13 protein-coding genes and 1 pseudogene are annotated in these 12504 nt (G+C 55.1%); 8 read left to right on the forward strand and 6 right to left on the reverse strand.

The window, feature by feature from the left end:
* The 3 genes and pseudogenes from gldA to G512_RS0114450 all read left to right on the forward strand — a co-directional run.
* A pseudogene (gene gldA, locus G512_RS0114440) lies at positions 1 to 472 on the forward strand (glycerol dehydrogenase); the annotation flags it as partial.
* A gap of 205 nt (positions 473 to 677) precedes the next feature.
* Positions 678 to 2138: an SLC13 family permease gene (locus tag G512_RS0114445; protein WP_028482335.1), complete on the forward strand. Its 1461-nt coding sequence runs from the start codon at positions 678 to 680 to the stop codon at positions 2136 to 2138.
* 43 nt (positions 2139 to 2181) lie between these two features.
* A complete protein-coding gene (locus G512_RS0114450) occupies positions 2182 to 3084 on the forward strand; it encodes a LysR family transcriptional regulator (protein ID WP_028482336.1) in 903 nt (300 codons plus the stop codon).
* A 32-nt stretch (positions 3085 to 3116) separates the two neighbouring features.
* Here the strand turns inward: G512_RS0114450 and G512_RS0114455 are convergent, their stop codons facing one another.
* Positions 3117 to 3674, reverse strand: coding sequence for a putative glycolipid-binding domain-containing protein (locus tag G512_RS0114455; protein WP_036489852.1), 558 nt, complete (start codon positions 3672 to 3674; stop codon positions 3117 to 3119).
* A gap of 37 nt (positions 3675 to 3711) precedes the next feature.
* Positions 3712 to 4644 (reverse strand): LysR family transcriptional regulator, encoded by a 933-nt coding sequence (locus G512_RS0114460; protein ID WP_028482338.1) that lies wholly within the window; start codon positions 4642 to 4644, stop codon positions 3712 to 3714.
* 79 nt (positions 4645 to 4723) lie between these two features.
* On the opposite strand from G512_RS0114460, the gene G512_RS0114465 reads away from it, so the two are divergent.
* The gene (locus tag G512_RS0114465; protein ID WP_028482339.1) at positions 4724 to 5659 is read left to right on the forward strand and encodes a DMT family transporter; all 936 of its coding nucleotides are present in this window, start codon (positions 4724 to 4726) and stop codon (positions 5657 to 5659) included.
* 82 nt (positions 5660 to 5741) lie between these two features.
* On the opposite strand, the gene G512_RS0114470 is transcribed toward G512_RS0114465, so the two are convergent.
* From G512_RS0114470 to G512_RS22220, 3 genes are read right to left on the reverse strand one after another with little or no spacing between them, the layout of a single operon-like run.
* Complete coding sequence (locus G512_RS0114470) at positions 5742 to 6509, reverse strand: creatininase family protein (protein WP_028482340.1); 768 nt, start codon at positions 6507 to 6509, stop codon at positions 5742 to 5744.
* A gap of 48 nt (positions 6510 to 6557) precedes the next feature.
* A complete protein-coding gene (locus G512_RS0114475; RefSeq protein WP_028482341.1) occupies positions 6558 to 6947 on the reverse strand; it encodes a RidA family protein in 390 nt (129 codons plus the stop codon).
* A 16-nt stretch (positions 6948 to 6963) separates the two neighbouring features.
* Positions 6964 to 7644, reverse strand: a complete 681-nt coding sequence (locus G512_RS22220) for a FadR/GntR family transcriptional regulator (RefSeq protein WP_051269398.1) — start codon at positions 7642 to 7644, stop codon at positions 6964 to 6966.
* A 293-nt stretch (positions 7645 to 7937) separates the two neighbouring features.
* Between G512_RS22220 and G512_RS21280 the strand changes: the two genes are divergently transcribed.
* The 4 genes from G512_RS21280 to G512_RS0114505 all read left to right on the forward strand — a co-directional run bounded on the left by G512_RS21280 (position 7938) and on the right by G512_RS0114505 (position 12026).
* Positions 7938 to 8471, forward strand: coding sequence for a TRAP transporter small permease (locus tag G512_RS21280; protein WP_051269400.1), 534 nt, complete (start codon positions 7938 to 7940; stop codon positions 8469 to 8471).
* Positions 8468 to 9757, forward strand: a complete 1290-nt coding sequence (locus tag G512_RS0114495; RefSeq protein ID WP_028482343.1) for a TRAP transporter large permease — start codon at positions 8468 to 8470, stop codon at positions 9755 to 9757. The genes G512_RS21280 and G512_RS0114495 overlap by 4 nt, the downstream gene beginning before the upstream one ends.
* 29 nt (positions 9758 to 9786) lie before the next feature.
* Positions 9787 to 10821, forward strand: coding sequence for a DctP family TRAP transporter solute-binding subunit (locus G512_RS0114500; protein WP_028482344.1), 1035 nt, complete (start codon positions 9787 to 9789; stop codon positions 10819 to 10821).
* A 65-nt stretch (positions 10822 to 10886) separates the two neighbouring features.
* On the forward strand, positions 10887 to 12026 hold the full coding sequence (locus tag G512_RS0114505; protein ID WP_036489853.1) for a mandelate racemase/muconate lactonizing enzyme family protein: 1140 nt from the start codon (positions 10887 to 10889) through the stop codon (positions 12024 to 12026).
* A gap of 106 nt (positions 12027 to 12132) precedes the next feature.
* Here G512_RS0114505 and G512_RS0114510 read toward each other — a convergent pair.
* The coding region (locus G512_RS0114510; protein WP_028482346.1) for a DAK2 domain-containing protein at positions 12133 to 12504 on the reverse strand (372 nt) is incomplete at its 5' end.

Genomic DNA, 12504 nt, shown 5'->3' on the forward strand with positions numbered 1-12504 from the left:
GTGCTATGAAACGCTTCTGGCCGACGGCCTGAAGGCCAAGGTGGCGGTTGAAAACAACATCTCCGACAAGGCGGTTGAGAACATCATTGAAGCCAATACGTTGTTGTCCGGTCTCGGCTTTGAAAGCTCGGGTCTTGCCGCGGCGCATGCGATCCATAACGGGTTGACCAAGCTGGAAGAATGCCACCACCTCTATCACGGTGAGAAGGTTGCCTTCGGCACCTTGACACAACTTCTTTTGGAAAACGCGCCGATGGAAGAGATCCGCACGGTGATCGAGTTCTGCCGCTCCGTTGGTCTGCCAACCAACCTGTTCGACATGGGCGTGAAGGAACTGGACCATGCCAAGCTGATGGAAGTGGCGGAAGCCTCTTGCGCGGAAGGGGAAACCATTCACAACATGCCGTTTGCCGTGACACCGGAAATGGTGTTTGCAGCCATGCTGTCCGCACACGAAATCGGCCAGATGTAAGCTGCCGCTTGTCATGGGGCTCTGGTGGGCCCTTGCCAAAAACCGAAAAGCCCTGCGATCCGTCGTGGGGCTTTTTTGTTTGGTGGAGCAGCTTTGGATATGTACTAGCGCGCAGTGTTGATTGGACCATCCCTCACAAATGATGAGGGCACCCCTCCAAAGAAACGATTGGATTTGGTCGTTGTTCGTGGGCATGGTGCGCTTCATGACAGATACCACTCTTTCCCCAAAGAGCGCTTCCTCGCCAGCCAGTCGTCGTGACGTTCCAGCCACCCAGGTCGCTCCCATCACCTTTTCCCGACGGCAAAAGGTGCAGCTCGCAATTGTTCTGGTGCTCAGCATGGGCGCGGGAGGAATTGCTGCTTCCTACCTTTCCACGCAAATGGCGGCCACCAGTGCCTTGGTCGTGTTTTGCATAGGCATGTGGGCGACAGCAGTTGTGCCATTGCATTGGACATCCCTGCTGTTCTTCCTGATTGTGGTGGTGTTTCAGATTGCACCTGCCCAAACTGTTTTTTCCGGGTTTGGATCGTCAACATTCTGGTTGTTGTTCGCGAGCTTGGTGTTGAATGCCTCCATCCGTTTTACAGGACTGGATCAGCGCGCAGCCGGCCTGATTGCCCGTCTCCTGGGAAGTTCCTATCGCGGTGTCCTATCCGGTGTGATCGTGTTTGCGCTCGCCCTCAGTTTCGTTATTCCATCTGCCATTGGGCGTATTGTGATCATGGTGCCAATCATCATTACTTTGGCTGAAAGAATGGGATATGGCGAAGGTTCCAATGGACGTGTCGGGATGGTGCTGGCGGCGTCCTTTGCAACCTTCATGCCCGCGCTGACGATCCTGCCAGCCAATGTTCCCAATCTCATTCTTTCCAGTATGGCAGAAACGCTTTACGGTCATCAGATCGCTTATGCGGACTATCTTCTGTTGCACTTTCCTGTGCTTGGCGCGGCCAAGGCCGTTCTGTTGCTTTTCGTGGTTGCTTGGTTGTTTCCGGATACAGCGCCACGGCACAGCGCTAAAGACACCGCAACTTCGGTTCCCCTATCAGGGCGCGAGCGGCATCTTCTTGCTGTGCTGGCTCTCTGCCTTGGGTTGTGGCTAACAGACAGCCTGCATCATGTCTCACCCGGATGGGTTGCCTTGGGAGCAGCCATCTACATTCTGCTGCCACAGACCAATCTTGCCGCAAAGGATTGTTTTGAAAAGCTGAACTACGCCTCGTTGTTTTTTGTGGTTGGATTCATTGGTTTGGGGGCCGTCATCTCCGACAGTGGTCTTGGAGCCGTATTGGTTCAGAACGTGGCGGCAAATGTCGGTTTGGAGGAAGGCGCTCGTCTCTGGAACGTTGGTGTCTTGACACTTCTGTCCAGCCTGGTCGCGCTCGTGACAAATTTGCCGGGCGTTCCGGCTATCATGACGCCGATGGCAAAGGATCTGGCCGTCTTGACGGGCCTGCCGCTCTCGACTGTTCTGATGACGCAAGTCCTGGCCTTTTCGAATGTATTTCTGCCTTATCAGGCACCGCCGCTCGTGGCAGCCATGCAGATCGGGCAGTTGTCCCTTGCCGCTGTAACCAAGGTTTGCCTCAGTTTGTTTGTTTTGGGTGCCCTCTTGCTATGGCCATTGGATCTGGTCTGGTGGCATATTCTGGGCTTGATCTAGGGTGAGTGGCCTCAACTGATGACGGGGCAACAAGAGACGTGCAATGGAAATCTACCAGTTAAAAACCTTTGTCAGTGTGGCCCGCGAAGGAAGCATTACCCGAGCCTCTGAAAAGCTGAACCTGAGTCAACCTGCCGTAAGCGCCCATATCAAAGCAATTGAGGAGACGCTTGGTTTGCACGTCTTCGAACGCACGGCCCGAGGGATGGTTTTGACGGCTGAAGGCGCGCGTCTGCTGATCAAGGCAGAGGCCACCTTGAGTGTTCATCAGGACCTGATGGCGGAAGCCTCGCGCATCAAGGGGGCTGTGACAGGCAAACTGCGCATCGGTGCTGGGGATGTCTCCAATGCCGAGTCGGTTGGTCGTCTGCTTACACGGCTGGCGCAACGCTGCCCCGAGGTGGAGGTGGAATTGCAACACGGCTTCGGACAGGATGTTGTGAACGGCATCAAGGAGGGGACGTTGGATGCCGGGATTTTCAATAGGGCCCACTCCGACGATCCGAGTTTGATGCATGTCGAGATGTCCCACTTTGGCGTTTTTCTAGCTGTTCCGAAAGGCTCTGGATTTACGCCGGGCAAACCGGATTGGGATCGGTTGTCGCAAATGCAATGGATTTGCCCGCCAAGCAATACCTGTTGCGGCCGAACGGCCGAACAATTGTTTGAAACGCATCAGATTCAGTCCAAACGCGTCATTCGGATCGACCGGGAAAGCGTCACACGCACATTGGTTGCGGGCGGTGTTGGTGTTGGCCTGCTGCATTCGGATACTGCTTGGGAAGCTGAGGCCAATGGAGAGGTTGATTTGATTTTTCAAACGCCTACGCGGGTGCGTGTCTTGTTTGCTCACTTGGCAAGCCGTCACAACGACCCGCTATTGAAAATCGCACGGGAACTGGCGCAGGAAGACGCAGGGGAGGCAGCGCTCCCGGACTGGCTGTAGGTTTGAAGGTGGTTGGGATGTGACCCGTATTGCTATCCCATGACACGCCGAAAGGTGTCAGGATAGTCAAATACAAACCCATCTTCATCCACGTCAAGGATGGTTGAGAAGCCGCGGAAAAGCCCCTCATAGAGATAACCTGCTTCGGTTTTCCGGGTATAGCGCTGGCGCACTCTTTCAGGTTGTAGTGTGGGTACGGGAACATAAGCAACACTCAGATCTGCCGAAGCATTCAGGTCGAGCTCCAAGCGCCGTATCGGCAGCGTGTTGGTGAACGGTGTTGCGGCAAAATCAATATCAAGACAGCCGCTTAATTCTTTCAGATCGGTCCCGGATCCATCCTGCCACTGTCCCTTCCCGTCTGAAACAAGGGTGAGGCAGATGCCATCTGTTGTTTCAGCAAAGAAGCGCCGGGTGAGCCAGTTCAGATCCAGTTCCATGGTGTAGCGCAGTCCATAGGCGGCGTCTGCCCTGTTGCCGATCACAACACTGGATACCGAAAAGAGGTTGCCAACCTGCCTGATCGAAAAGTGTTCAAGCCCGGTTCCATTCCAGTCTGACCATCGAATGCTGCGGTTTAGTTGTGTCACAGTCCCCTCCCTTGAGCGGTGGGCGCTGGCAATCCAATTAAAACGCCAGCGTACCCAAACCGTTGCCGAGCCGATCATTCCAGTTTGCCAGCGCTCGTGCAAGCCGGCCACCGGCGCCGTTTTCCGGATCGCTGGCGCGCATGACGGCCCACCAGTCCAACGAGAATCCGTTTTCGCCGATGGGCTTGGCGATCAAGGTCCCATCTGCAATTTCTGGTTCAATGGCCCAGCGACTGAAGACCCCGACACCGAAACCGGCGCGGACAAGGTCAATCACCGCTTCGGGGGTCGGCATATGCGTGACCCGGCGGTACATGGTGTCTGGAACTCCGAGTATGGTTTCCCACTCGAAGCCGGGCTCGTAGGAGATCGGGTAGGCATAGTACCGTTCCTCGATCAGGCTCTCGGAATCGATGTAGGGCAACTCGGCCAACCGGTGATCGGGAGACATGACCGCGACCAACGGATCTGATCCCAGGTTGAACCATCGAAACTTCGGCAAGGCTGAGGGCCGTCCATACATGGTGACAACATCCACAGTGCCTTGACTGAGAGAAGACAACGGTTTGGAAGTCGCGCTGCCGGCCAGGTCAACGGTGAGTTGCGGGTCTGCCTTCTCCAAGTGGCTCAAGAATGCAGGCAGCCAGTGGTAGCGGCTGTAGGTTGCCTGACCGAGCCGGACGAGGATCTGCTTGCCGTTGTAGGATGCCTCCAACTCTTGCTCCAACCGGCCCAGCTCATCAAGAAACTGCTCCGAGAGCGCGCGAATCTTTTCGCCTTCCGGAGTGAGCGTCACAACTTTTTCTGTGCGGCGCAAAAGGCGGAAACCAATCCGTCTCTCGGCTTCTTTCAGTCGATGGGAGGCGGCCGATTGGGTTATGCCCAAGCGAACTGCGGCAGCGGTGATGCTGCGGGTCTCGGCGACAGCGCTCAAAAGCGCGAGGTGACTAATCGTGAGGCGCGGAATCATGCGCTTATGAAATCATTTCACAGCGTCTTTGAATATTTCGAATTTCCCCTTTGCCCCAAAAAAAAATAGCGGTGGCGCTATGAAGAAAGGTGCTCGCATATCCCTGTCCGAAATCGGACCAAACACAGCAACCGCGCTGATTGCGTTTACGGCTGTGTGCTTCGGCCTTGTGCCGTTGTTCGCGAAGGAACTGCAGGGCCAAGGTGTTGGTTCTGCAGCGATTGCCCTATACAGGTACATCTTTTCTGCGTTGATGCTGAGCCCTTTCTTGCCGTTGAGTAAGGGGAAGCTGCGTCAGGCAGGCTTGATGACCGTCACAGGCGTCTTTTTGGGCCTGGGATGGATAGGGTATTTGGAAGCGGTGAAGACAGTGCCGGTTGCGGTCGCTGGCGTGGTCTACATGACCTATCCGCTCTTTGTCCTGCTGTTTGCATGGATTCTCGTTGGCATGCGCCCCACCCGGAACTCGGTGATTGCGGGGGGCATGATTGTTGTCGCAGCGGCTCTGGTGGCAGATCCGACGGTTTTGACGCCGGATATGTCCATGGCCCTCTTGATGGCTTGGACCGCACCCCTTGGGTTTGGTCTGTTGGTGGTTGTTTTGACGACCATGGTCGATCGTCTGACCGGCCTTGAGCGTATGGCGACCGGCATGTTGGGTGCCACGCTTGGCTTGGCGCCGGGTGCTATCATGGCGGAAGGGGCGGCCATTGTTCCGACCGATTGGTCCATGATTGCCACCATCGCGGGTTTGGGGTTCGTAACCTCTGTTATTCCGCAGGTGATTTACACGTTCTCGTGTATGCGGGTCGGTCCGGCACGGTCCGGCATTGCAGGCAGTTTGGAACTGCCAACCATGTTCGTCATCGGCTACATGGCGTTTGGTGAGGCACTTGGCCCCCGTGAAATCGTTGCGGCGGCAATGGTTCTGGCGGCTGTGGTGATCTCTCAAACCACCAAAAAGGCCAAGGCTTCTCAAACCCCGGTGGAACAACCAACGGCTCTTGTTTCCTGATCAAACGGAAAACCCCCGCAGTCCAGACAACTGCGGGGGTTTTTCAATCTGCGGCATTCAGATTCTCAAGAAGGTTCCTAACTTACGGCAGGGAGCGCATTTCCTTGAGGATCGCCGAAAGGTTCTTGATGACCGCCGCCGTTATCTGACGGCCTTTGTCGGCGCTGGCGGTTGTGGCATCGCCAACGACTCCGCTGCCGCCTGAAAGGCGCTTCATGGAGCGGATGTAGTCAACGGCGTTACCGCCAGCCAATCCGGCGTCATATCGTTCACCTGCCCGGGCAAACTGCAAACCCTCCGGAGCGCGGTCGAGTTTGACCTTCTGTGGTTGGGCCAGCAACATGACTGATGTCTCGAACTCGCACGCGTGGCCCGTGCCAAGTTTGCCACTATCTGAAATACCTTCCAGATCCTGTGCGGCTGCCCGCCACCACGCCGTAAACAGAACACGGGCGTTCTTACCTTGTCTAACGCCGAGTTTTTCGGCAATGACCTTGCCGATGGCGTTGTTCCCGCCGTGAGAGTTGAGGATCAGGATGTTACGAAAGCCATGGTGAAGAACTGATTCCAGAATGCCCAGCACATAGGCCATGAATGCTTCGTGCGTTGCAGTGAGCGATCCTGGAAAGTCCATGTGATGCTCTGAGCAACCAACCTTGACGCACGGCAGGGTCAGGACATCCTTGCCAAGGGCTGTATTCAGCTCTTGAAGGAAAAAGGTGCCGATATCCGCATCGACCGAAAGAGGCAGGTGCGGGCCATGTTGTTCGATGGCGGCAATATTGAGAACGACCGGCGTTTCGCGGTCGAACTCGCCCAGATCTTCACTGGTAAGATCTTCCCAGTTCATGACTGTAGTTCCCTGATTGCACGTGGAGGATAGCCTGAAGGCCAAGCCCTAACGGTGAATGGCCCACATTTCGATTTCAACTTTGAAGGTGGAGAGCAGGCCGGATTGTACGGCGGTGCGAACGGGGCGAGGCTCCGGCATGTATTCTTGATACACGACGTTGAACCGGTCCCATTCATCCAGATTCGTCAAGTAGACGTTGACCTTGAAAACATCCGAAAAATCGCAGTTCACGGTCTTCAACTGCTTCAGGCAGTTGTCCAGCGTCACACGCGTCTGTTCCTCGATTGTCTCCCCGATGACGTTGCCTTGCTCATCAAGCGGAGCCTGACCGGAGATCAAGGCGAGTTTGTCGGCTTTGACAACAAGAACGGGAGAATAAGGGCCAGCAGTCACGTGTTGGCTTGCGTCTTCGGGAAGGTGTTTCCCAACTTCCATGGAGTGTTCCTTTGTATCAGGTATTGATGCTGAGGCTCATTTTTTCGAGAAAATCGCGGCTGGCCCGCTCAGCTCTCTCAGGATCGTTTTGCTCAATTGGCTCTGCGATCTGCTCCAGAGACCGGACCATGTTGTTGCGTATCAGAGTGCTGACACGGGTCTTCGGTCGCTCACCGCCAAAACGAACATCCTCGCGCGCCTTGATAATCAGGTCGAAGATGTGAAGCAGGAAGCCGTTGTCGGCGATCTCATAGAGCAGGCGGAAGAATTGATAGACGCCTTCCTTGTAGTCCAGCCAGTCTTGCGGGTTGGCGACGCGATCTAGCCGGCGGCGCAATTCCTTCTTGTGCTCTTCCGTGGCGTAGCGGGCTGCGGTCGCGGTAACCCACGGTTCGAACGCTGTGCGCGCCTCCACATGCTCTGCCAGGTTGCCTTTGGTGATATCGACGCCGTGATCAATGGTTTCCACCGCGTTGTCCAGCCGATCCGAGACAAAGGTGCCGCTGCCGGTCCGGCGGTAAATCAGACCCTGCTCCTCAAGGCTTTGCAGTGCCCGTTGTACTGCGCCTCGACTGATACCGAACTGATCTGCCAGCGCACGCTCCGATGGCAAACGCTGCCCGGTTTGGAAATCGCCGTTTCTCAGGGCATTCAGCAGGTGCGCATAAAGATCTGCTGAGTAAACGTCTTGTTCCATCACTCTCATGTTTCCTCAAGTGGTCTTGGCCGGCTCGGCCTGCAGCGTCTCTTTATTCACACACCAAGATGGATCCAGCGGCGCCAATAATCAACCAAAATGATCCAATTAGTACCAATAATTGATATACCAGCATCGGATCTCCGCGAAAATACGATAATATACGTATCTTATTTTCGTTGACTTGTAGATATTTCAGTCCAATATAGATCCAATAAGGTCCAATTTGGTGGGTGGAGCGTCCGATTTGGGTTTCTGGAGGGTAATCATGCTCCAATTGGTGAGGAATATCCATGCGCAGCTTTTGTGGGCGCGTTGCTCACGTCATCGACGTGATACTCGATAAGGTCATTATCGGGCTGTTTGGTCTCTTGCTTATAGATGTATGGTTTGCCGTTCTGGACCGCTACGTGTTCAAATGGCAAGTGATCTGGGTTGAAGAGGCCGCCCGTTATCTCATGGTCTGGACCATGCTGTTGGCGGTGGCGACAGCCATGTATCGGCGCCAACATGTCTTCATCTCGTTCTTCTACGAAAAGTTCCCAGAAAAACAACGATTGGTCTTGGCTGGTCTGATTGATTTGGTGAGCGTTGTCGTCTTCTGGAGCATTGCCATTCTCTCCGTAGGTTTTGCCCTGAAGGCTTACGGGACACGCACCAATATTTTTGGCATGCCTCTCACCATACCCCACGCAGCGGTCGGTGTTTCATTCGCTTTGACCGCTCTCCAGCTCACCCTCATGTTTATTCGCGACTTCGGCCAGTTGCCCACCCAGCAGCTTGAGGTGGACGTTCCCGGAGAGACCTCGCAGGAGACAAAACCATGATTGTGCTGTTTCTCTTCGTAGCATCTCTTCTGGTTGGATTGCCTATTGGTGTGGCCATTGGTGTGACCACGTTTGCCGGGTATATTTCCCTGGGCGGTGGCATCGTCGACAATGGTTTTCTGGGTATGGTGCCAAGCCGCATGTTCGCTGCGTTGAACAGCTTTGCGTTTCTGGCAATGCCGTTCTTCATTCTCGCCGGCGAAATCATGAACAAGACCGGCATCACGGATCGGATTCTCCAGTTTGCCAAGGCGCTGGTGGGTCATTGGCGGGGCGGTTTGGCGCACACCAACATGCTCTCTTCCTTGTTGTTTGCCGGTGTCTCCGGCTCAGCAACGGCTGATGCTGCCGCATTTGGGCGCACACTCGTGCCGGCAATGGTACGTCACGGATACTCGCGGTCTTTTGCGTGTGCGATTACGGCAGCTGGGTCCATTGTCGGGCCAACGGTTCCGCCGTCCAGCCTGATGGTTCTTTATGGCTCGATCATGGGTGTTTCGATTGCAGGATTGTTCGCCTCCGGTATCCTGCCCGGCGTGGTTATCACCTTGCTCTGCATGGCGCTGATCATGTTGACCGGTCGCGCCAAGAATCTGCCGCGTGAAGATATTGTCCTGAGCAGAAAAGCCGTCTGGGCTGCGTTCAAGCGCGCGTTTCTGGCCCTGTTGATGCCCGCAATTATTCTGGGCGGTATCCTGGGCGGCATTGTCACGCCAACGGAAGCCGCCGCGATCGCCGTGGGCTATGCATTGTTCATCGGCCTGTTCGTTTACAAGAATCTGAAATTTTCCGACCTTCCCGGCATTCTTGCCAGAACTGCCCGCATCAATGGCGTGGTGTTTCTGATTGTTGCAATGGCTTCCGCCTTGGGTTGGTGGTTGGGTTTCGAACGCATTCCGCAGAACCTGTCTGCCACATTGCTTGCGATTACGGAAAACAAGCAGCTCGTTCTGCTCATGTTGATCGGCATCTTGTTGGTCTTTGGCATGGTGATGGATATTGCCGCTGTTTTGATCATCATGGGTCCGGTCTTGATGCCGATAATGGCTCAGATCGGTCTGGATCCCATTCACGCCGGTATCATCGTGGTTCTTGCTCTTAATATTTCGCTCATGACGCCTCCAATTGGCGCCTGTCTGTTCGTGCTGGCTTCGGTTACCGGAGAAAAGATTGGCGGCATCATGAAGGAGCTTTGGCCTTACCTTCTCTTGGAGGTCACGGTTCTTCTGGGCTTTGCATTCCTGCCGAGTGTGGCCCTCTTCATTCCGAGAATGCTCGGATTTTAAGTCTCAGTGTTAAAACGGGAGATAATACAATGAGATCTATGCGTAGTTTGATCGCCGCCGCATGCATGACGGCTCTAGTGGGAGGCGGTGCCTCTGCAGCCGAAATGCGGATCGGCCATGACGCGCCGCCGGATGCCAAAGGGAACGTGACCCATGCATACGCAGCGGTTCTGGGTTCGGCAGTTGAAGCAGCAACCAACGGAGACATCACGGTCGAGATTTATCCGAACAACCAGTTGGGTAACTCCGAAGAACGGCTTCAGCAAGTTCGCGACGGTGTCATTCAGGGCAGCGTGGCTTCGGTCGGATCATTGACGCCTGTCTATCCTGACCTCGACATTCTCAATCTGCCATTTGCATTCGATAACATGGCAGCCGTCTACAAGGTCTATGAGGGCGAGTTCGGCAAGAAGCTGGCGCGTTCCATTGAAGAAAAACTGGGTGATGTGATTGTGCTCGGGATCGCGGATCCGGGCGGGTTCTTTGCACTGACCAACTCGAAAAAGCCGATCCAGACCCTCGAAGACTTCAAGGGCCTTCGCATTCGCACTATGACGGTTCCAGCTCACCAGCGTTTGATCCAGGCATTGGGTGCAGAAGCCTACCCACTGGCATGGAGCGAGGTTTACACGGGTCTGCAAACGGGTGTGATTGATGGCCAGATGAACCCGGTTCCAACCGTATACCGCACCAAGTTGTTTGAAGTGCAGTCCAATACCAGCCTGATCAAGCACCTCTACAACCCGCTGTTCTTCCTCGTGAACAAGCAGTTCTTCGAGGGCCTGACCCCGGAACAACAGGACATCTTGCGCGCAGCAAGCATGGAAGCTGTAGTGGCTACCCGTGGTCTGGGCCGCATTTCCGAAGCTCAGGACACAGTTCAATTGATGGAGCGGATGGAAGTAAACACGCCTGCTCGTGAAGAAGTTGAGCGGATGCGTGAGATTGCCATCGCGGAGATGGACAAGTACTTCGAAGAAACACTGTCTGATAACGGGAAAGAGCTGCTCAAGGAGTTCAAGGCAGCCATCGCAGAAGCCAATGCCTCTGTCTACCTGAAATAAGACAATCCTCCCAAAGGTCGGGGCTCAGGCCCCGGCCTTCCAATCCTGCCACAATCGGTATCACCATGACTAAGCACAGAATAACGAAATTCGAGTTCACCGAGGTCATCATTCGTGCAAATCCGGGCGTCATCAATTCGGCGACGCTGGACAAGCCCCTGCATATGCTGCCCGTCGGCGCAAAGGGTTCATGGTCAACCCAATTCGACGAGTTGCCCAAGCTCATTGTTCGCATGACATTGTCCGATGGCACCGTCGGCTATGGCGAGTTCATGCGCGACCACAATACAAAGTTGGTTCAGGATATTGCGGAAAGCCTGCTCGGTGTTGCCATCGAGGACCTTTGTCTCCAAAAGCTTCCGATCCTGTTGTCGCGCGAATATGATGGTTTCGAATGTGCGATCTGGGACGCGGCTGCCAAGCTGCAAGGCGTGCCGCTACACAAGATGTTGGGCGGGGCGATACAGGACAAGGTCAAGGTTACTGCCTGGTCGAGCCATCGTACTCTGGACGAAGTTGGGCCGTGGGTGCGCCAGTATCAGGACAAGGGCTACGAGACGATCAAGTTCAAGGCCGATCTTGAAGATGATGTTGTCGGGATGTGCGAAAAGATTGCGGAACACGCCCCGAAGATGAAGGTCATCTTTGATCCCAATCAGCGATTTGAGAATCTCGGTGAAACCAAAAAGATCGTGCGTGGGCTGGAGAAAGTCGGCAACGTGATGATCTTGGAAGATCCGATGCCGATCTGGATGCTGCAGGACTATCGTGCCCTTCGCGAATTCACCGATATTCGGATCATTCGCCACATATCACTTCCCTACATCTGGCAGGGCCAGCGCCAGCAGGACGTGGTCAACGCCTTGATCCATCACGCAGTGGATGGTTTCAACTTCAACGGGGGCCTTGCTGGATTTCATCGCTTGGCGCAGGTTGCCCATTGCGCCAATGTGTATTTCTGGCATGGCTCTGAGGTGGATCTTGGTATTCTTGAGGCCATGTACGTCCACCAGGCCGCTGCAACACAGAACTGCATTTGGCCAAGTGACATTTTCGGCCGAAACATCCGCTCTCACGATCTACTGAAAACACCGCTGAAGTTCGAGCCGCCATTTGTACATATTCCCGAAGGACCGGGTCTTGGCGTTGAGCCGGATGAAGATGCGCTGAGCGCGTTCAAGCAGGCCGAGTTTATCGTCGACTGATGTGATCCGTGATTGATGGATGAAACGGATACAAACAATTCCTAATTGGCCCGCAGTCCGAATGGACCGCGGGCCAATTGTTTTTAGGGAGTGTTTTTAGGGGGCACTAGCCTTTGATAGTTTCGGCCAGCGCCTTGATCATGATCAGGCTTGATGTTGCACCGGCGTCCTGGTGGCCGATGGAGCGTTCGCCCAGATAAGAGGCGCGGCCCTTGCGCGCCTGCATGGGAATGGTGCCCTTGGCCGCTTCTTCGCCCGCAGCCACCATCTTGTCGAGGGCGGTGGGCAGATCGCTGCCAGCCTCTTTGGCGTCATTGGCGGCTTTCATGACCGGCCACCACACGTCGCACATGGTCTTGTCGCCGGGCTCGGCCTTGCCGCGCATGACAACGCCGGCCGTGCCGTCTTCCAGCATCTTGATCAGTTCAGCCAGGTCCAGCTCTTCCTTGGTGGCGGTGGAGGTGGCAGCGCGGATGAA

The sequence above is a fragment of the Pseudovibrio exalbescens DSM 16456 genome, from assembly GCF_000422785.1.
GTDB classification, from domain to species: Bacteria; Pseudomonadota; Alphaproteobacteria; order Rhizobiales; family Stappiaceae; genus Pseudovibrio; species Pseudovibrio exalbescens.